This is a genomic window from Mesorhizobium sp. GbtcB19, assembly GCF_019091085.1.
Taxonomy (GTDB): Bacteria; Pseudomonadota; Alphaproteobacteria; order Rhizobiales; family Rhizobiaceae; genus Mesorhizobium.
In genome coordinates, this window is record NZ_JAGXJY010000021.1 from 58,180 (window position 1) to 81,492 (window position 23,313).

Consider the following 23,313-nt stretch of genomic DNA (forward strand, 5'->3'; position numbering starts at 1 on the left):
CGCAGGTGACCATAAGCCGAGGAACTAAAAGAATCAGCGGCTTAGACCTGTGGAGGGAGGAAGATGGCAGAAGTCATTCTGGAGAATATCTGTAAGACCTACGGGAACAATTTCCACGCGATCGACCAATTGAACCTCTCGGTCGAGGACGGCGAGTTCCTCATTCTCGTCGGGCCGTCCGGCTGCGGCAAATCCACCGCTTTGCGGATGATCGCGGGCTTGGAGGACGTCACCAGCGGCAGCCTGCGGATCGGCGGCGTGGACGTCGTCGACATGCCGCCCAAGGACCGCGACATCGCGATGGTCTTCCAGAGCTACGCGCTCTACCCGCATATGACGGTGTTCGAGAACATCGCCTTTTCGATGCGGCTGGCGGGCAAGCCGAAGGCCGAGCGCAAGAAGCGCGTGGACGAGATCGCCAAAACCCTGCAACTGACGTCGCTGCTGGACAGCAAGCCGGCGAACCTTTCAGGCGGACAGCGTCAACGGGTCGCCATGGGCCGCGCCATGGTGCGCGAGCCGGCCGCCTTTCTCATGGACGAGCCGCTCTCCAATCTGGATGCGAAACTGCGCGTGCAGATGCGCGCCGAAATCACCAGCCTGCAAAAGCAGCTCGGTGTCACGACCATATACGTCACCCATGACCAGACCGAAGCGATGACCATGGGCGACAGGGTCGCGGTGCTGAAGGGCGGCGTGCTGCAGCAGGTCGACACGCCCAAGCGGCTCTACGAATCGCCGGTCAACGCCTTCGTTGCCGGCTTCATCGGCTCTCCTTCGATGAACCTTTTCGAGGCGGCCCTGACGGGCGACCAGCTTATGGCCGGCGCCTTCGCCATCCGGCTGCAGGATGCCGCCTTCGCGCGCAGGCCGGGCCTGAGGACGTATGCGGGGCGCAAGATCGTGTTCGGGATCCGGCCGGAGGATCTCTATGACAGCAGCCTCGAATCCGGCCGCAAGTATCAGACGATCCCGGCAAAGGTGACGTCGATCGAGGAGCTCGGGTCCGAGCATATCGTCCATCTCAGTATCGACGCGGCCCGCGTGGACTCCGGCGACCCGGACGCGGTGCAGGATTTCGGCATGGCGTCGAACGCGGTGGCGAAATTCGAACCGGTCAGCGAAGTCCGCGCCGGCTCGGAAATCCGGTTGGCCCTGGATGATAGCAAGCTGCATTTCTTCGATCCCGAGACCCATCTGGCGATCTGACGAATTGCGGCAAGGCCCGCGGGCGAGGGCGAGGCGCCTGCGAATGACGGCTTCTGAATAAACCAGAATGATCGCCCGCATTGTGCGGCCGATCCCAAAGAAGGAGGAGAAAATGACGTTTCGGATACGACCCGCGATGCTGAAAATGGCCGCGGCCGCATGGCTGCTTGGCGCGACCGGCGCCATGGCGGACACGACGCTGGAATTCACCCAATGGTGGGAGCCAGAGCTGCCCGCGGGCTCCTTGCGGAAAATCATGGATGATTTCGAGGCCGCGAACCCCGGCATCAAGGTGACGCTGGTCAGCGGCCCCTATGCGACCACGCGGGACCAGATTTCGGTCGGTGCCGCGACCGGGACGCTGAGCGACGTCGTCGGGCTCGACGGCGCCTGGGTGAACAATCTGAACGCGCAGAATGCGCTCGCCGACATGAACCCGATGATGGATGCGAGCAAGTTCGACAAAGCCCAAGTCGCGGATATCATCAAGGTGGACGGCAAGGCGGTGATGTTCCCCGTCGCTTCGTTCGTCTATCCCGTCTTCGTGAATTTGGACCTCGCCGCCCAGGCAGGCGTGACCAAGCTGCCCTCGACCCGCGCGGAGTTCCTCGAAGCCGCCAAGAAGATGACCCATGCCGACAAGAACCAGTATGGCTGGGTGCTGCCGCTCTCGCTGCAGACGCCATCCGGCGTCCAGAACGACATGATGTCTTGGGTCTGGGCCTCGGGCCAGTCGATGATGGCTGACGGCAAGCCCGCTCTCGAAGGCAAGCCGGTGGTGGATATGCTCACCTTCGTCAAATCGCTCAATGACGCCGGCACCATCTCGCCCGGTATCGCCACCAAGACCGAGCAGGAGAAGGTCGAGGAATTCGTCAACGACCGGGTGGGGATGATGGTCGACTCGCTCGCGCATGTGAACCTCATCCGCAAGCGCAATCCCAAGCTGAACTTCGACATCATCCCGGTCCCGGTCGTGGAGGGCTATACGGGCAAGCGCGGCCTTCCCTATGCCTCCTGGGGCATCGGCATCTCCGCCGGCTCGAAGCATCAGGAAGAGGCCTGGAAGCTCGTCCAGTACCTGATGAGCGAGAAGGTGAACGCCAAGCTGGTGTCGCTGGCCAACGCCTTCCCAGGTAACGTCAACGCCAAGCCCGACTTCGTGACCTCGGACAAGGCTTTCGGCAAGGCTTTCGAGATCTTCAAGAGCGGTTACCTCGCCAACGAGTTCACCGGCCTGCCGGTGGCGGAAGACCTGATGACCCAGTTCGACGTCGAAGCACAGAAGATGCTCACCGGCGAGCAGTCTCCGGAACAGGCGGCCGCTGCCGCCCAGAAGGGCTGGATGGCGAAATTCTGATCGGCCTGTTTCGTTGCGATCTTCGGCCGGGTGGCCTGATTTCGGTCGGGCCACCCGGCAACATCGGATCGGCAATTTGAAGATGGACCTGTTTTGAGGCTCCCCTTCCCTTGAAGGCGTATACCATGGTTGGCAGATGACCCAGCAGAAGCGCTCTCGCCACAGACTGAAACGAGCGGTAGCACCCTATCTCTATCTGTCGCCCTCGCTGGTGATCATCAGCCTGCTGATGTTGCTGCCGATGGCGACGGTGATCGGCTATTCGTTCCAGAACAGCGCGGTGCTGCGTCGTGACCCGTCCTTTGCCGGACTGAAGCATTATCAGGCGATCTTCGCCGATCCCGTGTTCTGGGCTTCGCTGTGGCACACGCTCTACTTCACCTGCATGAGCGTCGTCTTCCACATGACCATCGGCATGATCTTCGCGCTCATGCTGAACAGCGACCGCATCAATCCGACGCTGCGCAACATCCTACGCGTGCTCTACATATTGCCCTGGCTGTTCACCGCCGTGATCATCGCCGTGATCTGGCGCCTGCTGCTCGAGCCGAACGGCGTCGTGAACAGCATTCTCATGCAGATGGGCATCATCGGCTCCAAGATCGAGTGGTTTTCCTCGCCCGAGACCGCGCTGCACGCCGTCACCTTCGCAAACATCTGGGCGGGCTACCCGCTCTTCATGGTCAGCCTGCTCGCAGGCCTGCAGGGCATTCCCAAGGATTTCTACGAGGCCGCCGATATAGACGGGGCAAAGGCCTACCAGAAGCTGATCTTCATCACCATTCCGCAGCTGATGCCGATCATCATCAGCATCTCGCTGCTCGACTTCATCTGGACCATGCAGGTCTTCCCGCTGATCTGGATAACGACGGGCGGCGGCCCGATCTACTCGACCGAGGTGCTCAGCACCTACACCTACAAGCTGGCGTTCTCGAGCTACAACCTGTCCCAGGCGGCAGCGAGCGCCGTGGTCATCCTGCTGATCTCGCTCGGCCTGACGCTGTTCTACATCCGTTATCAGAAGGCCAGGTAGTCACCATGAGGAAAAGGCACACGACGAAGGACAGGCTGATCACCGTCGCGCTGCATGTCGCGCTTGCCGCGGGGCTGTTTTTCGCGGCCTTCCCGATCTACTGGATGCTGAGCAGCTCGTTCAAATCGAACACCGAAATCTTCGCCCTGCCACCGACCATCCTGCCCAAGGCCTTCACGCTGGAAGCGTACGAGGCCATCCTCGGCGATCCGGTCAAGCTGCGCTTCTTCTTCAACAGCTACTTCGTGGCCGGAGCGGTGACCGTACTGACGGTGCTGATCGCCTTGCTGGCGGCCTATGGGTTCAGCCGCTTCAACTTCCGCGGCAAGGGCAGCCTGAACACCCTCATCATCAGCACGCAGACGATCCCGCCGATCACGCTTTTGATCCCCTTCTTCGGGCTCGTCGTCTCCTATCGCATCTTCGACACCTATATCGCGCTGATCCTGACCTATCTGGTGTTCACCTTGCCCTACGCGATCCTTTTGATGACGGGATATCTGAACACCTTGCCGCGCGATCTCGACGAAGCCGTCGCCGTCGACGGCGGCAGCAGCTGGACGGCGCTGTGGCGGGTGATCGTGCCGATCTCGCTGCCCGGCATCGTGGCGACGTCGGTCTACACTTTCCTCTTGTGCTGGAACGAGTTCCTCTTCGCGCTGACGCTGACCAAGTCGACGTCGATGCGCACCGTCCCGATCGGCATCCAGCTCCTGATGGGGCAGCACGCCTTCGAGTGGAACCAGATGATGGCGATGAGCGTACTCGGCTCGCTGCCGCTCCTGGTCATCTACCTCGTGGCGCAGAGATTCTTCCTCGCGGGGATGACAGCGGGCTCCGTGAAGTAGGGCGTCCAGCCCGTTGGAGGGCTGACGGAGCGGGCTACTGCTTGACAGGCTTGGCTTTGGGTCGCCGTCTCGGTTTCGGCCGCTGCGCTCTTTCGGCATCCTTCCGCGCGGCCGCCTTTTCCTGCCTCAGTTCGCGGATCAAGATGCGGACATCCTTCTCCCAGTCGAAGGGCTTATGCATGGCGGGATCGCAAACCGGCACCTCCGGCAATGGCTGGCCAAGTTCCGCGAGCAGGCGCCGCGCCCAATTCAATTCCCAGCGGTAGACATAGGGTTCGCCGTCCTGCACGGCCCAGGCATGAGCGCGCAGGGCCGCCTGAATGGCGCGCTCACCTTCGCCAAGTTCGCGCCAAAGTTCGCTGAGGTAGAGCGACGCCGATCCGGAACACCCGTCCAGCCGCGCTGCCTCCTCGTGCGCGTTCGTCCCCTGTCCACAGCGCAGTCGTGTCAGAGCAAGAGCTGCTTCCGCGGTTTCATCCCCCAGCCCCACCTCGCGCGCCATTGTCACGGCGCGGGTCAAATGTCCCAAAGCGCCAACCTCATCTCCCGTTTCCAGTCGCCAAAGCCCACGCAGCTTTGACGTTTCCCGGATAGCACGCCGGTTGCGCCCACCCGTGGCCAGTGTTTCCGCCTTTGCGATCAGGTCTTCCGTCAGATCGCCATGTCGGAACTTGTGCCAAGCATACCCACATTCGGCGTCGCCGGGACGGTAGGTCGCTCTCGATGGCGGTTGCTGCAGCGCCGCATTCTCGCTCCACGCCAGATCCGCCTGTTCCACGTCCCCACGTATGGACGCATTTTTGAACTGTAACAAACGCGAGGCAAATTCTTGATCCTGATCTCCATCGGCTCGGGCTAGTTCAAGCGCCAACGTCAACACACGCCATTCTGCGGCGAGCCCTGAACCAGGCGCAAAATTTTGAAGGCCAGTCGCCAGCCAGGCCGCGTACCGTTCAGCGAGATCTGTCTTTATGACTATCTCAAGCAGACGCTGCGAAAGCTGTTTATCCAGCGTCGCAAGGCGCAACGCTGCGTTGTTGACAAGCCAGGATTGAAGCAACGCATCTTCAACCACCGGCTTTTCTTCCCACCCTTGTGGGAAGAATGAGCGTAAAATTTCCCGATCCTTGGCGTCCGCCTCGAGGTTAAATGCCAGCGCGGCGGACAAGGAGCCCATGTACACGGTCAATGCGTGGTCGTATCGGCCCATGCCGCAAAGCGTCATCACCAGTTGAATGCCATCCGCGACATCCTCCAATTTCTCAGCATCATCCCAATCGGCAGGTGCACGAGCCGAGAAATAGTCAACCACAACGCTACCTGACGATTTTCGTTCATCAACATTCATCCGCCCGGAGGCGACGCCGCGGACTACGGGGTGCAAATCATAGCGATGCGAACTGTGATCATATTGCAGCAGACCGCGCCGTTCGAGATTTCGCACTATGTCGCGCAGTTTCGCAGGGGCAGCGCGCACGAGCGGATCGGCACGCCATGCCGCCAACAAACCCGGATAGGCGGCGAAATCCGCCTTGGCCTTTTCATAGGCTTGTACCAGCTCTGTACGGTTCTCTTCGGTCAAATCATGCCAAGAGCCGATCACTCTTCTGGGATCCTCTGGTTCCTCCTTCTTCTCCGGCTTGGCTGGCAGATGAGGATTCAGCGCCTCCAACACCGCAAATTCAGCACCGCCGGACAGCAGGGCCAGCACATGCAGCAGCTTGCGCTCTTCCGGCGAAAGGGCCGCGACCGCGGCGTCCAATATGTGTTCTTTTCGCGTCTTGAGGTCGAGGTCAGCCAGGTTGAGCTTGCGGCCATAGTCGCGATCGCCCGCCCAGCGGTCGAAATTGCCGCGTTCCGGCAGGTAGTCGCCGACGAGCCCAGCCAAGGCGCCCACAACCAGAGGATGGCAGTCGCAATTGGCCTGCAGGAAAGCCTGGATTTTGGCGGACTCGCCATGGACGCCGGCTTGGCGGAACAGCGCTTCCGCATCGGACGGTCGGAGACCCTTGAGCAACTCGCGCCGTACGCCCGGGAGGGCAATACCCGACCGATTTGTCACTCCCGAAGGCAGAAGCCTCGTAGAAACTAGGAGTTTGGAGGGTTCCACAGTAGTCAGACGCCGCAACAGATCGTCGTCATCAGGATGGATTGCCGAGCAAGGGTCACGGCTGGCGATCAGGTCTTTGCCGTTATCCGCCTCGTCGTCGCGCATCTGTGCCGCATCGAGCCGGTTGTATTGGACCAGAACGCGCTCCAGGCCATCCAACACCAGCAGCCAGGGTCGCTTTTTCAATTCGGCAACCAGCCAATCGCCGAGCTCCGGCGTACGCATCCTGCGAAACTGTTCGACCGGGCTTCCGGTCATGTAGGAGAGCGCCTCACGGCAAAATTCGGCCATGGTGGCGCCGCGTTCATAGAACGAATACCAGAAGCGACCGGCCCATGGCCGAATCTGAGGGGCATGATGGTTGAGCCAGTGCCATGTCAGGATGGATTTGCCGGTGCCGCCCATCGCCTCGAACAACAGAACAGGATGAGGGTCGGCGGGCATGGCCCAGTCGGCAAGCGTCTGCAGTTCCGAATCGCGACCAAGGAAACTGTGCGAACCTATATAATCTGGCAAAGCGCGCAGGGCCGGAGCAGCGGCAGCAACTGGTTTGGCTGCCTGCACCGGGGCGGGTGCAATCGGCGATGGGGTGGCCGTGTCTGGCGAAGGTAGTTCTCTCGCCAGATTGCCAATGGCGATGGCGGCATTTTGTGCGAAGTCCCCGGGACTGGAGAACTCTTCCCAGACCCGGTGTATCTTCGAGCCCTGCCGCATCTGCTTGGCCTTTGCCTTGAATGCTTCGAGCTTCGAGAGTTTCCCAGGATCGGTTTCAAAATCGGCCTTGGTACCCGGGTGATTGTCACTCATGACAAACAGGAGGATCGGCCGGCCCAGCCTCATTGCCTCGTCGAACTCCAATTCGGTGATGGACAAGCCTTGGGGGTTGACTGCCGTATCTTCCGGCGTCTGACCGTAGCGATGGGTGAGCACACCGATATAGGCCGCGCAATCCCGGACCATGCCCAGGCTGGTCTCGACGATATTCCTGAACGCGTTGCTACCGCTGCTTTCCATCACGACGGCATGGAACCCCAGCTTTTCGATTGCTTCCTTCACCCTTTTCCGATGCTCGACGAGATCGGTGAAAGTGGATGACACCATAATGCCTGTGAAGTTTTTTGGCTGGCTCACAAATCACTCGCTGCGTCGGTGGGTCTTGTTGCGTATGGCCGTACAGAAGGCAGCAGCGTAATAGTTCCGAACTCTATATTGCAAGATGAGCCGTTCTGACTTCAATAGGATATCGGTCTCCGACAAGACCATACGGCCAAGTATCGAATGCAGTCGGTAGCGCGGTGGAAATCGCCGTCGCAAATACATTATTGCCGCCGTCAAATAGGATGTCCGGCCCACCAACAGCGGACGGGCACGCACCGACACTGCTCCATGCCGTACCGACAAAGTCGTGGCCGGCACAGCGTATACTGGGCCCGATCACAACGGCGCGTTGTCTATTTTTGCCGGAACGCCGTGTGCAAGGAGGTCGTCAGCGGCCCCAGGATGTAATCCAACGCGGTGCGTTCCTCGGTCACGATCATCACCGAGGCCGGCATGCCTGGATAGAGCTGGATCTGCGGCGCGGCGGCGAGTTCCTTTTGATCCACCGCTATGTCGGCGACATAATAGGGAAAGCCGGTCTTGGCGTCGGTCACACGGTCCGCCGAGATGCGGGTGACACGGCCGTGGATGACCGGCGTCGTGCGCTGCTTGTAGGAGGTAAAGCGAACCTCGGCCGTCATGTCGGCGCGAAGACTGGAAATGTCCTCGACCCGGACCTGGGCTTGCACGATCAGCGAATTCCTGGTCGGCACGATGTCGAGGATGGTCTGACCGGGGGAGACGACCGCGCCGGTTGAGAAGACGGTCAAGTCCATCACCTGGCCGTCGTAGGGCGCGCGCACTTCGGCGCGGTCCACGGTGGCCTGCGCGGCAAACATCTTCGGCACCAGGTCGGCAAGGCTCGACTGGGTGTCGATCAACATGGCCGACAGTTTCGCGCGGCGCTCGTTGGTAAGCTGCGCGATCTGGCTTTCGAATTCCGCCTTGTTTTGGCGGTTGCCGGCAATCTCGCCGAGCGCCTGGTCGATGAGGCCCTGCAGGTCAGAGGCGGAGCGGTCGAGTTCCAGGATGCGCGTGCGCGTCGTCAAGCCGGCCTTCAGCAGCTTGTTCAGGCCGGCCTTCTCGTCCACGGTCGACTTGAGCTGCGCGCGGTAGGATTCCACGCGCGCCTCCTTGCCTTCGATCTGCTCTTCGAGCTCGGCGATGCGCTTTTGCAGGATCTTCGTGGCGCCGGCCATCGAGGCGCGCTGGCTCTCGAGATCGGTGATCTGGTTGGCCATCGCATCCTGCAGGTAGCCCTGGTGCTCGGCGGAGATGTCCTTGGGAAAGGCGACCGCCGCGCTGCCGTCGAGCTCGGCGCGGATGCGGGCATCCGTGGCGCGCAGCAGCGCATATTGCTGGGAGTAGAGGTTGAACTCCGAACGGGAACGCGTGTCGTCGAGCACGACCAGCACATCGCCGGCCTTGACGACGTCGCCGTCCTTCACGCGGATTTCCTTGACCGTGCCGCCGTCGAAATGCTGAACGCTCTTGCGGTTGCCCTCGACCTTCACCATCGCGTCGGCAAGAACGGCCCCGTTGAGCGGCGCGATCGCCGCCCAGCCGCCGAACACGCCGAAGAACGCAACGATGATGAGCAAGCCGACCCAGACCGGACCCCGGATCGAGTCCGCGTCGCCGCCCGCGTCCTGGGCGCCGGATAGGGCGCGATAAGTGGCGGCGACATCGGTCATTGGGTTGCCACCGCAATCGGCGCGGCGCGCTGGTTGAGCAGCGCGACGATTTCGTTCCTCATGCCGAAGGCCTCGACCCCTCCGTCCCTCAACAACAGGATCTTGTCGACATTGGCCAAGGTCGAGGGCCTGTGCGAGACGATGATCACGGTGCAGCCGCGACGCTTGAGTTCCAGCGCGCATTCGGCCAGCGCGCGGTCGCCGTCGGCGTCGAGGTTGGAGCTCGGCTCATCGAGCACGATGAGGTTCGGCGTGCCGAAGACGGCGCGCGCAAGCGCGATGCGCTGGCGGTAACCGCCCGACAGCACCGCGCCGCCCTCGCCGATCTGCGTCTCATAGCCTTGCGGCAGGCGGATGATCATCTCATGCACGCCGGCAAGCCGGGCGGCCTCGATCACCTCGCGGTCAACGTCGGTTTTGAAGCGGCCGATATTGGCGGCCACGCTGTCGGAAAACAGCTCGATGTCCTGCGGCAGGTAGCCGATATGGTCGCCGAGCGCCTCCCTGCCCCATTGCGTCATGTCGGCGCCATCCAGCCTGACCGTGCCGCGGCTCGGCTGCATGATGCCGGCGAGGTGGCGGGCGAGCGTCGACTTGCCGGCGCCGGAGGGACCGACGATGCCGAGCGCCTCGCCGGCCTCGAGCTTGAACGAGACATCGCGCAACAGCACCTTCTGCAGGTTCGGAATAGCGAAGGTCAGCTGTTCGACGGCGATCTTGCCGGTAGGCTTGGGAAGGTTGAACGAACGTTCGCCTTGGGCGCCGCCGTCAAGCAGCTTCTCGACCCTTCCGAGCGCGGCCCGCGCGAGGATAAGGCTGCGCCACAATCCGACGATCTGCTCGACCGGCTGCAGCCCCCTGCCCAGAAGCAGGCTCGCCGCGAACATCGAGCCGCCGGTGATCTGCCGCTCGATGACCAGATAGGCGCCAAGGCCGAGGATCAGCGACTGCATGGTTAGGCGCAGGAAGCGGATCATCCCGGACATCAGCGCCGCCCGGTCGCTGGCCTGTCCCTGCCGGCGCAGCGCCATGCCGCGGTCGCGCCCCCAGCGGCGGACGAGGCCGTCGATCATGCCCATGGCGCGCACGACTTCCGCGTTCCTCAGGCTCATCTCGGTGAAATTGTAGTTCGCGGTGGCGAGGTCGTTGGCCTGCTTCAGCGGCGCCCTGACCATGTATTCGTTGAGCACAGCCATGGCGATGAGGATCAGCGACGAGCCGAGCGCGAAGAAACCCAGCCAGGGGTGCAGAAGGAAGATGACGCCGATATAGATGGGCGACCACGGCAGGTCGAACAGGGCATGGATGCCGCTGCCGGTGATGACCTGTCGGAACGTGTCGAAATCGCGGATCGGCTGGCTTTGCGCGGCGCCCAGCGACGGTGTCTCGACCGAGGCCGCCAGGATCCTGGCCGAAAGCAGCCGGTCGAGCCGGGCGCTGGCACGCGTCAGGATCGCGGCGCGCACGAGGTCGAGGCCGGCCATTGCCAGGAAGGCTGCAAGCAGCACCAGCGTCAACATCACCAGCGTCGTCTCGCTGCCGCTGGTGACGACACGGTCGTAGATCTGCAGCATGTAGAGCGGGGATGCTAGGTAAAGCAGATTGATCGCCAGGCTGAACACCGCCGCGAACAGGAAATAGCGGCGGCAGGCGAGAAGCGCTTCCCTCACGATTTTAGGCTTGCCGTTCAATTCCAAACCCCACTCGATACGCGTCAGGTTCAATATTTACAGGGGAGCCGCCTTAGCCTGCGGCTCATCCTTCGTTTACACAAGCTCGCTCGTGCCGCCGGCCACGCCCGTCAGCGTGAATTCCGGATTGTAGGTGACGACGGTATGGCCCTCGCCATCGTCGGCCAGCTTGAAGCTGTTGGCGTCATAGGTGCCGAGCAGATGCAGCGTGGCATTGTGGGCGCCGTCGGAAACGCTCAAGATGCCGCCGCTGCCATCCTGGCTCGCCTGATAGGCGACCGTCGTGCCAGTGCCGAACAGGATGTCGTTCAGGTCGAGCTTATCGTCGTTGGTGATGCCGCCGATATGCCCGCTGTAGTCGAAGGAGTCGTCGAGCTCCAGCGTGCCTGCAGCATCATGCGCGAAGGTGACGTCCGTCGACGATGCGCCGCCGAATTCCAGCTTCGACAGATTGCCGATGGTGGCATCGCCCACTCCGGTGACCGCGCCGTGGATGACGATATCGCCGCCATTGGCCCAGAGCGTGCCTGAGTTCGCCAGCCCGCCGGCGACGATCAGCCCTCCCGAACCGGTCGCTTCGAGCATGCCCGAGTTGACGACGACGCTGCCGCCGGTGTCGATCACCAGGGCATTGGTCCCGGTGGCGACGATGGTGCCCCTGTTGTCGAGGCTGAGCATGCCATCGCCCAGCTGACCGGCGCCCGAGATCGTGTTGTCGACATTGGTCAGCGTGACGTCCGGACCGGTGCCGGAAATCAGGTTGGCGGCATTGTCGGACAGGACGATTTGCCCGCCGCCCTGCAGGGTGACGCCGTGCTGGATGACCTGCAGCAACGTGTCGTCGCCGGTCGAATTCAGCGAGATGAGCCCGCTGTTGTTGACCGTGCCGCTCAGCGGCAGCAGAGCGCCGTCGCCGAGCGTCATCGTGCCAGCATTGTTGACCACCGGCGTCTGGTCGAAGACGAAATTGCCGGCGCCAAGCGCTGACGAATGCACGCCCTCCAGCGTGATCGACTGCCCGTCGCCGAGTGTGATCACGGCGTTGCCGTGCGCATCGTCGGCGATGTGCGTTTGCAGGTCGCCAAAGGTCGCCAGCCCATTGTAGCCGATCAGGTCGATCTGGTCGGCCGCAGCATCGAAGCTGTGCACCGTATCGTTGCCGATCGGCTGCGAGAAGACGAAGAGATCGTGGCCGCTTGAACCGGTGAGCACGTCGTCGCCCGACCAGGCGAAGATCGGCGAGCCCTGAGCATAGGCCTCGACATTGTCGGCGATCGAAACGCTGCCTGTCGTGCCGTCGGCATTGGTCCAGGTCAGATGGACATCCAGTACCGCCGCGCCGACGAAATCGGCCGGCGTGGTGACCGTCAGCTCGTGAACCGCATTGGACTGCACCGTCCAGGAGCCGTCGGCATTCTGTGTCGCGCCATCGATGATCCAGCCGGACGGCAGGTCCTTGACCGTGACGGTGACGGTCTGGCCGTCCGACGGGTCGATGAGCGCGAGGTTGATCGGCTCGCCGGCGACGCCGGCGGGTAGATTGAATGCTGGGGTACCCACTCCGGGATTCCCGGCTAAGTCGGTCCAAGAAGAGGTTCCCGTGCCGCTGGACACGACCTGCACAGTGTGTGCGCCTCCGCCCACCGGCTTTGTAACATCCAACGTGTAGACGTCCTGTCCGGAGGCATTGATGCCAACATGCAAGAAGGTCCCAGCCGTCGCAGTGGCCCCCACCAACGAGATATCGTTAAGGTCGAATCCCGTGACCGCCTCGCTGAAGGTAAAGGTAATCGTCTGCTTGGCACCGTTGTTGTCATGCGAAATGACCACTGTGGGGGCCGTGGTATCACCACCCGTCACATTGATCGTCGCGGTGGCGGTGCCGGTGTCAGTGCCGCCGTTGGCGGTGCCGTCTCCATCCACCAACGTATAGCTCACCGTCTTGGCAATGGTTGGGCTGGTCGCATTCGAGTAGAGGATGTGGTCAGCCAACGCTGCCGCGGCTGCCTGCGTGGCGTTAGCGTTGAACGTGACGACGAGGTTCGACCCGTTCGTGCCGCCGGTAAAGGTTCCGATGATCGTACCGCCATAGGTGACATTGCTGCCGCTCACGCCAACCTGCCCGGCGCCCGCGCCCTGGTTCTGGATGGTCAGTTGGTCGGCCGATGTGCCGTTGGCGGTGAATGCGACCGTGAGAGACCCGCCGTTGAAATCGGTCGAGTCGATATCCGTGACCGTGGCCGAGGGCGCGATGGCCGTGGCGGCGGATCCAGCAGTGTATGCCAGGCTGGTGGATGTACCTGCGGCGGCGCCGTTCAAATCTGCGGTCGGTGCATCATTCGTACCCAGAATGTTGATGGCGACTGAAGTGTGGGTGCCGTCGGCGCTGACGACGTCGAAGTTCTCGGTGTAGTGCTGGCCGGCCACGAACTCGTTGTGGGCGGAGCTTGCCGTATAGGTCCACGCGCCCGCTGCATTGATGGCGAAGGTGCCGTAGTTGCCGACCGTCGCGGCCTGGGCGACGAAGGTCGCCGGGCTGTCGACATCGGAGATGGTCAGGTTGCCCGATGTCGAGATCGCCGCCGCCGTGTTGCCCTCGGTCAGGTTGACCGACGCGGACGACAGCACAGCCGCATCGTTGGTACCAGTAATATTGACCACGATGTTGTAGCTCGCCGTTCCGTCAGCTGACTTCACGGTCAAGGTATCGGTTACGTGCTGGCCCTGCGTCAGCGGATCAGCGAGTGCCTGATTCAGCGCGTAGGTCCAAACGCCCGACGTCGCGTCGAAGGTAAAGGTTCCGTAGGCGCCCTGTAGGCTGGGCGGCATCTGGAAATGATTCTGGCCGGCATCCGGATCCGTGATCAGCAGTTGCCCGTGCGCGCTGGGGTCGCCTGGTATGTTGTTGGCGACGCCCCCCGCCTCAACCACGGTCGTGTCCGCACCCGGGACCGCCGTGATGATAGCACCGTCATTCGTGCCTTGGATATTGACCGAGACGCTCGCCCAGCTCAGCGTGCCGCCACCTAACTTTATCGCATAGGTGAAGACGTCGCTGATTTGGTCGCCGGCGCCTAGGGCTTGCAGGTTCGAGTAGCCGTGGGCCGCGAGATAGCCGGTGAGGTCCATCTCGATCTTGCCGTTATTGATGCGGATGGAAACGCCGTTTCCGATGCTTTCCCAGGCCGATACACCATTCGCCTGCACATCCTGGGTCGTCAGGTCGATGGGGGCGTACACTTTGGTTGCGGTGGACGCCGACACTCCGTCATCGACAGAAAACAGCGACTTTGCGTTGCCGCCCGAATCGTTTGCCATCACGTCGAGTACGATGATGGTCTGAGATCCCGAAGCGAGGACGGCCGTATCTTCCGTCAGATTGAAAACGTCGTCCTTGGCCTGCGGCGTATTGGAAAAGGAAACAGTCGTACCGCCTGCGTCGGCGATCTGCTGAGTTGCCATTTTTATCCCCCCGCCGGCGCGCCCAGCGCCCGCTCATTTGCCGTCCGCAAGACGGCAGACCACCCATTGCCGAAAAAGATCGGCGCCCAGTTTTGGGGAGAAGAAACGATCAGAGTGCCATTCAACCAGGCACAACTCAACAGTCATCCGCGAACTGCCACCGCGGACGTGCGGTTACCATACGGTCATGGCTACGGCGGCTTTCGCAGCCGCGGCTTCCCCTACCCCAGTAGCGCCGTAACTCGTTGTTGCCGGTCGGGAGATAATTCGCGCTACCCTTATATTAGGATATTATTAACCTCGCCGTTGCGTGCGTCAACGGGCAATTCGATGAAGAGTTAATGGCGGTAGACGTACTTGTACGGATGTGGATAAACTGGCAGCCATTCGAATGCAGTGCGCCAAGGGTCACTTTGGGCATTCACAAAGCGCATAGTGCAGCCACATGGATTTTAGCCGGACAATCGGCGAACGTGAACCGTGACTCGCGGACTTTGAGCAATCTGTAGCAGCCGCCTGCTACCAGCCGCGCTGTTTTTCGTGCTAGCCAACGAAGGAATGGTGAACCTCACCGAGGCCGTGCAGGGTCAGAAAAGAAGATACGACCCGGCACGAAACGGCGAGTGAATCTGGGAGGATTCATGGTCGAAATCATCTCCAAGCGGGATGGCCCGCGGCGCGAGGATGTTCAGGTCAAACGAATGATCGAACAGAATCGTTCGACGATTGTTCGCCTTGCCGACCAGATCAGCGGCGGGGGCTATTCGGCGTCCAGGAAACCGCGCCAGAAACCGCAAGCCGAGGGACTGATCATCCATGTTGGCGGTGGCTCGCCAGTCGCTGCCGAGGCGGATCCGTCAATTCGCGTCAGCATCAATGGCCGGGTGGTCTCGGTGGATCGGAATACGGGCCGCCAACTCCACCATATCGGCGATATCCGCAACCGTGATGGCGAACAGGTCTTTGTCCTGGCGACGAAGCAGAACGGCTTCTTTTCGCCCGTCGATGAGGCTGTCGCACAAGAGCTTGCCGACCTGGACGGATCCCGGCTCGGGGCCACCTACACCGAAGAACAGCTTGCCGCCGACATCGGAGCGAAACTCGGCATATCGTGAACGAACCGTACAGGGCTCGCTTGCAGCCCGACAGCATACAGAAATAGCATGCCCCAAAGGTTCTGTGATGGCTGAATGAAACGCGGGATCGATACCAACCAGATGAAGACCGGTGCTCTCCCGGCGCGTGCGCCGATGGCTACTGGACTGGTCTTGGACTCCATCGACTATGACGAGCGCGCCACCATGCGCGCCTGGGAAAGCTTTCTGTCCGATGCGCCGAAGTGCGCGCGCGATCCGGTCCAGGTCCGCTCGCTGATCCACGATTCCTGGTACCGCAGCGCCACCGGCGGGATCAATGCGCAGGGCGTCGAGGCGCCCCTCAACAGCAACCGCGACGAGATCGAGTATCTGACCCGTGCCAACGCCGAGCTGCTTTCGGCGGCACGGCGGCCGTTCGCCTCTCTCGGTCCGCTGCTGGAAGGGACGGGAGCGATGCTGGTGCTGGCCGACAGCGACGGCGTGCTGATCGAAGCCATCGGCGACAAGAAGACCCTGCATGACGGCATGGACATCCATCTCGCCATCGGTGGCAAATGGAATGAGGGCGCTGTCGGGACCAACGGCATCGGCACCGCGCTCTGGACCGGCGAACCGATCTTCGTCCACGCGGCCGAGCATTTCTGCGCCGGCATCAAAGGCTGGACCTGCGCCGGCGCGCCGATCCGCGACCCGCTGGATGGAAAGATCATCGGTGTCGTCGATCTGTCAGGCTATTCGCCGATCTTCCGCCCCCACAACACCGCCCTTGTCGCGGCTACGGCCAGGCAGATCGAAAAGGCGCTGGCGGAGCAGCAGCAGGAACAGCGCACCCGCCTGCTCGAAGCCTTCATTTCCTCGGCACCCGGTTATCGCGGCAAGGACGGCCTGGTGATCGTCGACCACCGTGGCCGGGCGATCTTCTGCAACAACGTGCCCAATGGCGACACGACAGAGATGACGGACGGCCCGATCGAGCCGGGCCGCGGTCGTTGGCTCATGAACCTGCCGGCGTCCGGCTCCGACAGCGATCTCGCCAAGGCGCTGCCGGCGCATCTGCGGTCCTGCCATGTCACGCCGCTGAAGCTGGACGGCAATCTCAGCGGCGCGGCTCTGGTGTTCCCGGCCGCGCCGGTCGTGTCAGCTGTCGCGGTGATCAGCCAGGCGGCGGACAAGCAGTTGCAGGCAGCGACGTCGATGATCGTCGGCGAAAGCGAGAAATTGCTGGCCGCCATCGATGTCGCCTGCCGCGTGGCTCGGTCGAGCGGCGTGACATCGCTGCTGATAGAGGGCGAAACCGGCGTCGGCAAGGAGCTGTTCGCCCGGCTTGTCCATGCCGGCAGCCGGCGCACGGACAATGACCCTTTCATCGCGCTGAATTGCGGCGCCATCACCAGGGAGCTGTTCGGGAGCGAGTTGTTCGGCCATGTGGCCGGCGCCTTTACCGGCGCCTCGCGTGAAGGCAAGGCGGGCGTTTTCGAGCAGGCCAATGGCGGCGTGCTCAGCCTCGACGAAATCGGTGAGTTGCCGCTCGAGATCCAGCCGTTCCTGTTGCGCGTCCTGGAAGAGCGTGTCGTCCACCGCATCGGCGACAGCCGGGGGCGCCCGGTGGACGTCCGCCTGGTCGCCTCGACCAATCGCGATCTCAAGCAGGAAGTTGCGGCCGGGCGCTTCCGCAGCGACCTCTATTACCGCATCGGCGCCGTCTCGATCCGCGTTCCCGCGCTGCGCGAGCGCGGCGAGGACGCGCTGTTGCTGGTCGAGCATTTCAACCGCCGGATCGCGGACAAGGCCGGCAGCGCTCCGCTGCGGTTTTCAAGCCGCGCGCTCGACGCGCTGTTGGCCTATCGCTGGCCGGGCAATGTGCGCGAGCTGAAGAACCTGATGGAGCGCCTGCACATCCTGGCGCGCGACAACACCATCGACCTCCAGGATCTCCCGTGGGAAATCACCGTCGGCAATCGCAATGGCGCGACCATGCACGGCGACAGCCCCGCCGCCATGCTCGAGGCGCCGGTGTGCACGTTCGAGGATGCCGAACGCCAGGCGATCAGGAATGCTCTTGCCGCGGAGAACGGCAATTTGAGCAAAGTCGCCCAGAGACTGGGTATTTCGAGGCCGACGCTCTACCGCAAGCTCGACCAGTACGGCATTCGGCGCGGTTTCGTCTAAGCAATTCCAGGAAAAGTGTGTAACGGTTTTCCGTCCGGAATTGCGTAGAAACAAACACTTAGAGCGGCAAAAAGAAACCCATGGCATTCGCGCCACGGGGTTCGGGGAACTCAGTCGCCTGAGAGAGCGGCGGATCGACCCGTCGGTCAGGCGGGTTGCGGAGCCGGCTCGCCCGCGCCGATCACGCCAACGCGCAGCGCAAGTCCGGCCGCGGCGGCACCGAGGCAAGGCGCGACGATATACAGCCAGAGCTGTGACAGCGCCGCCCCGCCGGCGAACAGGGCCGGACCCAGCGAACGGGCCGGATTGACGGACGACCCGGACACAGCAATGCCGGCAAGGTGGATCATGACCAGCGTCAGCCCGATCGCCAGGCCGGCCAGAGGTCCGGCACCGCCTTCGGCGGTCGCGCGAAGGATGACGACCAGAAACAGGAACGTGGCGACTGCCTCGAACAGGAAGGCCGAAGTCGCCGAATAGGCCGACCAGCCATTCTGGGCAAAGCCGTTCGCGGCGACGTCGTAGCCACCACCCTTCCCCTCCACGATCACATAAAGGACGGCCGATGCGACGATCGCCCCCAGACACTGTGCGACGACATAGCCGATCAGATCGCCGGATTTCATCCGGCCGGAAACAAAGACGCCCAGGCTCACCGCCGGATTGAGATGGGCGCCGGAAATCGGCCCGATCGAATAGGCCATCGCCACCACCGACAGGCCGAAGGCCATGGCGACACCGAGCAGGCCGACCTCCGAGCGCATGAACAGAACCGTCGCGCAGCCGAAGAAGACCAGCGCGAAGGTGCCGACGAATTCACAGATGTATTTGTTCATATGTTGTCTCCCTCTGGATGATGATGGGGACCGGGCGCCGCACCGGTCGGCGCGGTGTTCGGTCCAGGCATTTCACGGCACGATGACGCCGCGGCCGGTGAACCGCCGGTTCTTGAAATCGTCGAGCGCGGTATTGATGCTTGCGAGGTTGTATTCGGTGTAGTGCATCTTCACCTTGCCGTCGGCGTTGAGCTCCATCAGTTCGACGAGCTCGGTGAAATTGCCGACCAGGCTGCCGCCGATGTTGATCTCCTCGATCACCAGATGCGCGGTCGGCACGTTGACCGAGCCGCCATAGCCGACGACGAACAGCTGGCCGCCCTTGCGCACCATCTTCCAGCAGATGTTCTCGACGCCGAGCTCGCCGACGAAGTCGATGACCACATGGGCGCCGCCGCCGGTGATCGCCTTCACCTCCTCGACGACATTCGGCCCGCCGTCGAGGACGAAATCGGCGCCAAGGTCCTTGGCCAGCACGCGCGCCGCCGGCTCGCGGTCGACGGCGATGATGCGGCAGCCGGAAATCGCGTGAAGCGACTGCAGCGCGATGTGGCCAAGCCCGCCGATGCCGAGCAGGACGCAGTAGCTGCCAGGTCGCAAAAGCTTCGCCGCGCGTTTGGCCGCGCGATACGCGGTGATGCCGGCATCGGCCAGCGGCGCCACCTCGATCGGCGTGACATTGGCGTTCAGCTTGATCAGCGAGCGTTCGCTGGTGATGAAATACTCAGCGAAGCCGCCATTCATGCCAAGGCCGGGGAATTGGCCATTGTCGCAATACATGTCTTCGCCATGCCGGCAGTTGAGGCAGATGCCGCAGGAGCGGAAGGGATGGCAGATCACCGCGTCGCCGCGCTTGACCGATCTGACGCCGCTGCCGACCTCCTCGACCCAGCCGGCATTCTCATGGCCCATGATATAGGGCAGCAGCGTGCCCTCGGGGTCCATCGTCGGCTTCCACACGCCTTCGATGATGTGCAGGTCGGTGCGGCAGAGACCGGCGGCGCCGACCCGCACGATCACCTCGTCAGGAGCCGTGATCGTCGGCGCCTTGACCTCCTCGATCTTGAGCTTCACGTTCATATGCGGGTCGTATTCGTAAAGTCTGGCAGCTTTCATCGTCTTATCCTCTCAGGTCCGGAAATTGGGTCAGGCGCGGCCGAGCTTTTCGGAGCCGCCGCCGCGTGCCGGTCCCACCGTCGGGTCCTCGTCCTCGGCGAGATCGCCGATCAAGGTTTCAGTGGTCAGGATCAGCGTCGCGACGGACGCCGCATTGGCGAGCGCCGTATAGGTGACGCGGACGGGGTCGATGATCCCGGCTTCGAACATGTTCTGGTAGTTGCCGGCGGACGCGTTGTAGCCGTAGCCGCCGTTGATGCGCGTCACCTCTGTGACCACGGCCTCGGGATCGGCGCCGGCATTGGCGGCGATGCGCCACAGTGGTCGTGTCAGCACTGAACGCACCAGGCGTACGCCTTCGGCGATGTCCCCCTCGGCTTCGGCCGCCACCTTGTCGAGCAGCGGCGCGATCTGGGCCAGCGCCGAGCCGCCGCCGGCGACCACGCCCTCCTCGGACGCCGCGCGCACCGCATTCAGCGAATCCTCGATCAGCTGGATGGTCCGCTTCTGCTCGACCGGCGTGACGCCGCCGGCATAGAGGATCGCCGTGCCGCCCGAGAGCTTGGCCAGGCGCTCGCGCAGCTTGTCCTGCTCGATGTTCGGCGGCGCGACCTCATATTGGCGCTGCACCTGGGCGCGCCGGGAGGCGATCACGTCATGGTCGCCGCCGCCGCGGATGATCGAGGTGTAGGACGAGCTGGTCTTTACCCGGTCGGCCGTCCCGAGGTCTTCGGCGGTGACGTCTTCAAGCCGGCCGCCGAGATCGCGGGCGATCACCTTGCCGCCGGTGATGATCGCCAGATCCTCCATCATTGCCTTCCGCCAATGGCCATATTCCGGCGGATGGACGACGAGGTATTTGCCAGGCCCCTGCTTGCCGAGCAGCGTGACCACGACCTCCGGCGACACTTCCTCGGACACGATCAACAGCGGCCGCCCGGCTTCGTCGGCGATGCGGCGCACGGTCTCGAGCGCCTTGGGCTCCTTGATCTTGAGATCGGTCATCAGGATGTAGGGCCGCTCCAGGACGGCCTCCATCTTCTCCTGGTCGGTGACCATATGATGCGAGAGGTAGCCGCGGTCGAAGGACATGCCCTCGACCACGTCGAGCGTGGTCTCGGTGGTGACGCTGAAGTCGGTGGTGATGACGCCTTCCGCCCCGACGCGCTGATGCGCTTCCGCCACCAGCGCGCCAAGCCTGGCGTCGGTCGCGGCGATGTTGGCGACCGAGGCGAGTATCCCGTTGCCCTTGGCCGGCTTGGCGGAAGCCTTGAGAGCAGCCACCACCGCCGTCACGGCGAGCTCGATGCCCTTGCACAGATCGACCGATTTGGCTCCGCGCTCATTCGCCTCGATGCCGCCCTGGATCAGCGCGTTGGCGAGCACGATGGCAGTCGTCGTGCCATCTCCCGCCACTTCGTTCGTCTGCATCGACACTTCGCGGACGACTTGCGCGCCCATATTCTCGAAGCGATCGTGGAGTTCGATCTCCGACGCGATGCTGACGCCGTCGCGCGTCACCATCGGCGTCCCGATCGGCCGGTCGATCATGGCGTTCATGCCTTTGGGCCCGAGCGTCGGCTCGACGGCCGTCGCCAGCCTGAAGACGCCTCGGGCAAGAGCGCGACGGGCCTCTGAATTGTGCAGCATGATTTTGGGCATGATTCCTCCTTCCGCCTTACGGGCGGGTTGTTGGTTAGGGGCCTCGTGCGAGGGAGGCCGTTGCTTTCGATTCTGTTAGACGGCCGGCGCGCTTCGCGCCGGCACGCGGTCCATGATGAAATCGACCAGCGTCGGTTCGCCGTCGATCACGTCCAGTTCCTTGTACCGGGTCTGCTTGAGCCCACGGCAAAGCGCGCCGTTGAACTCCATGTTGACGCGCACGCCGCGCAGTTCGGCGAGATAGGCGCTGAGCGCATCGGCCGGTATGTGCTGCCCTTCCCAGGTCACGAAGACGGGACCATCCGCCTGACGACCGGGAAAGCGCTCGAGCACAGCTGCCCTGTACCTGGGCTTCTGTTTGGTCGCTTCGCCCGGTTCGAACCGTGCGACGTCGTATGCCGGCAGGTCCATGCCGACGATTTCCCGGTCCGTCAGGCCGTGTTGCCGCAGGCCGCGCAAGACCGCCTCCTGGCGCCGTTTGAATGCCTTCATGCTGAAGGTTTCGCGCACGGCGCCGAGATCCGCGTCCGCGGCCAGCTCGGCGAATATGTCGCCGAATGTCTTGCCGGCCTCGATGCCGCGATTGACCTCGTCGGCGAACATGTGGTCGTGCAGCTTGACGCTATACGCCGGCGACCAGGAGAGCCGGTCGAGCGCACAACGGACGCCGTCGAGCATGAGGAATGCGAAGTTGGGCGAGCACCAGTAGGTGGGCAGGCGGAAATCGACCTCCACGCTGCCGTCACCCTTCACCTCGGCCCGCTCGACGAAGCCCATCTCGTTAATGGGTTCGTCGAGTTCCGGGTCGTTGACCTCACCAAGGCGCCGCCAGAGTTCCTTCTCGCGGCTGTTGGAAACACTGGCGCTTGCCATGGCTCCTACTCCGCCGCGATGCTGAAGGGCGAGCTTGCGAGCGCCTTCTTCTTGGCCTCGATGTCGATGTTGTAGAGGCGCGCGGCGTTGAGGCCGAGGATCTTCTCCTTGATCTCGTCGGTCAGTTGCACACCATGTTCCGCGGCGATGTCTTCCGGTATCTGATAGGCCCAGAATTTCTCGACGAGCCAGCGGGGCGTCCAGATCGCGTAGTCGGAGCCGAACAGGATTTTTTCCGGCCCTATCCAGAACAGCAATTCAGCGATGACCTCGCCGAAATAGCGCGGGCGCGAATGGATGAAGGGCAATGCCACGGCCAGCCCGCCATAGACGTTGGTTTCCTGCGTCGCGATCCAGCAGAAATCGTCGAGGCGCGGCAGGCCGCAATGCTCGATGATCCAGTTGAGGCCCTGGAAATCCGTCGCCGCATGGTCGACGTCGTGCACGTCGAACGCGTCCTTGCTGAGCGGGATGATGGTGGGTCCCTTGTGGACGTGTATGTTCCTGATGCCGAGCTTGTCGCAGAGCTCGAAGCATTTGTAGGCATCGGGGTCGGTCAGCTTCCAGCCCTTGGAGGCGCCGTTCCATTCGGCCGTGTACAACTTCACGCCCTTGACGTCGTAGGTCTCCTTGAGGAAGTGGATGTACTCGAGCGCCTTCTCGCCGTCGCGAGGATCGAAAGCACCGTTGACGATGAAGCGCTCCGGATAGCGCTTGGCCACCTCGGCGTTGCGCTCGATCGTGTTGAAGCCGTTCTTGTAGAAATCCTTCAGATAGGTCGACTGGACGATCGCCACGTCGTCGGGACCGTCGATGAACAGGTCGCGATAGAGATCGTCGGCGCTGTATTTCTCGAACTTGCCCTTTTCCCAGAGCTGGTCCTTCGGGCTCAGCCCGGTGTGATAGGCGTAGAAGCAATCGATGAACTGCTTGCCGTGAATATTCTTCTGGTTGTCCGGGCTGCCATCCCAGAAATGGGTGTGGCCATCGACCACGAAAATGTCCTTGCCTTCCGGTGTTCTGTACATTTTTGCCTCCGCAATCTTCGCGCTGAT

The 23,313-nt window shown here is 62.7% G+C and carries 15 protein-coding genes; 6 read left to right on the top strand and 9 right to left on the bottom strand.

Annotated features, from left to right (window positions below):
* Window positions 1-63: 63 nt before the first annotated feature.
* The 4 genes from KVT37_RS26870 (at window position 64) to KVT37_RS26885 (ending at window position 4,450) form a co-directional block, all read left to right on the top strand.
* Window positions 64-1,209 carry an ABC transporter ATP-binding protein gene (locus tag KVT37_RS26870; RefSeq protein WP_217578035.1) on the top strand — a complete coding sequence of 382 codons (1,146 nt, stop codon included), beginning with the start codon at window positions 64-66 and terminating at the stop codon, window positions 1,207-1,209.
* Between the two features lie 112 nt (window positions 1,210-1,321).
* Complete coding sequence (locus KVT37_RS26875) at window positions 1,322-2,569, top strand: sugar ABC transporter substrate-binding protein (RefSeq protein WP_217578036.1); 1,248 nt, start codon at window positions 1,322-1,324, stop codon at window positions 2,567-2,569.
* Window positions 2,570-2,705: 136 nt separating this feature from the next.
* On the top strand, window positions 2,706-3,602 hold the full coding sequence (locus KVT37_RS26880) for a carbohydrate ABC transporter permease (protein WP_217578037.1): 897 nt from the start codon (window positions 2,706-2,708) through the stop codon (window positions 3,600-3,602).
* A 5-nt stretch (window positions 3,603-3,607) separates the two neighbouring features.
* Window positions 3,608-4,450 (top strand): carbohydrate ABC transporter permease, encoded by an 843-nt coding sequence (locus tag KVT37_RS26885; RefSeq protein WP_217578038.1) that lies wholly within the window; start codon window positions 3,608-3,610, stop codon window positions 4,448-4,450.
* Between the two features lie 34 nt (window positions 4,451-4,484).
* On the opposite strand, the gene KVT37_RS26890 is transcribed toward KVT37_RS26885, so the two are convergent.
* The 4 genes from KVT37_RS26890 to KVT37_RS26905 all read right to left on the bottom strand — a co-directional run bounded on the left by KVT37_RS26890 (window position 4,485) and on the right by KVT37_RS26905 (window position 14,505).
* Complete coding sequence (locus KVT37_RS26890) at window positions 4,485-7,691, bottom strand: DUF4062 domain-containing protein (protein ID WP_217578039.1); 3,207 nt, start codon at window positions 7,689-7,691, stop codon at window positions 4,485-4,487.
* 320 nt (window positions 7,692-8,011) lie between these two features.
* The gene (locus KVT37_RS26895) at window positions 8,012-9,352 is read right to left on the bottom strand and encodes an HlyD family type I secretion periplasmic adaptor subunit (protein WP_217578040.1); all 1,341 of its coding nucleotides are present in this window, start codon (window positions 9,350-9,352) and stop codon (window positions 8,012-8,014) included.
* Complete coding sequence (locus KVT37_RS26900) at window positions 9,349-11,043, bottom strand: type I secretion system permease/ATPase (RefSeq protein ID WP_217578041.1); 1,695 nt, start codon at window positions 11,041-11,043, stop codon at window positions 9,349-9,351. The genes KVT37_RS26895 and KVT37_RS26900 overlap by 4 nt, the downstream gene beginning before the upstream one ends.
* A 75-nt stretch (window positions 11,044-11,118) precedes the next feature.
* Entirely contained in the window at window positions 11,119-14,505 is a 3,387-nt protein-coding gene (locus KVT37_RS26905) for a VCBS domain-containing protein (RefSeq protein WP_217578042.1), read from the bottom strand.
* 641 nt (window positions 14,506-15,146) lie between these two features.
* On the opposite strand from KVT37_RS26905, the gene KVT37_RS26910 reads away from it, so the two are divergent.
* Both KVT37_RS26910 and KVT37_RS26915 read left to right on the top strand, forming a co-directional pair.
* Entirely contained in the window at window positions 15,147-15,620 is a 474-nt protein-coding gene (locus KVT37_RS26910; RefSeq protein ID WP_217578043.1) for a hypothetical protein, read from the top strand.
* A 75-nt stretch (window positions 15,621-15,695) separates the two neighbouring features.
* Window positions 15,696-17,771 carry a sigma-54-dependent Fis family transcriptional regulator gene (locus KVT37_RS26915; RefSeq protein ID WP_217578044.1) on the top strand — a complete coding sequence of 692 codons (2,076 nt, stop codon included), beginning with the start codon at window positions 15,696-15,698 and terminating at the stop codon, window positions 17,769-17,771.
* A 146-nt stretch (window positions 17,772-17,917) separates the two neighbouring features.
* On the opposite strand, the gene KVT37_RS26920 is transcribed toward KVT37_RS26915, so the two are convergent.
* The 5 genes from KVT37_RS26920 to KVT37_RS26940 all read right to left on the bottom strand — a co-directional run bounded on the left by KVT37_RS26920 (window position 17,918) and on the right by KVT37_RS26940 (window position 23,286).
* Entirely contained in the window at window positions 17,918-18,607 is a 690-nt protein-coding gene (locus tag KVT37_RS26920) for an aquaporin (protein WP_217578045.1), read from the bottom strand.
* Window positions 18,608-18,679: 72 nt separating this feature from the next.
* On the bottom strand, window positions 18,680-19,723 hold the full coding sequence (locus tag KVT37_RS26925) for an NAD(P)-dependent alcohol dehydrogenase (RefSeq protein ID WP_217578046.1): 1,044 nt from the start codon (window positions 19,721-19,723) through the stop codon (window positions 18,680-18,682).
* Window positions 19,724-19,753: 30 nt separating this feature from the next.
* A complete protein-coding gene (locus KVT37_RS26930) occupies window positions 19,754-21,385 on the bottom strand; it encodes a molecular chaperone GroEL (protein WP_217578047.1) in 1,632 nt (543 codons plus the stop codon).
* A 75-nt stretch (window positions 21,386-21,460) separates the two neighbouring features.
* The gene (locus KVT37_RS26935) at window positions 21,461-22,258 is read right to left on the bottom strand and encodes an iron-sulfur cluster assembly protein (protein ID WP_217578048.1); all 798 of its coding nucleotides are present in this window, start codon (window positions 22,256-22,258) and stop codon (window positions 21,461-21,463) included.
* Window positions 22,259-22,263: 5 nt separating this feature from the next.
* Window positions 22,264-23,286 carry an amidohydrolase family protein gene (locus KVT37_RS26940; RefSeq protein ID WP_217578049.1) on the bottom strand — a complete coding sequence of 341 codons (1,023 nt, stop codon included), beginning with the start codon at window positions 23,284-23,286 and terminating at the stop codon, window positions 22,264-22,266.
* Between the last annotated feature and the right edge of the window lie 27 nt (window positions 23,287-23,313).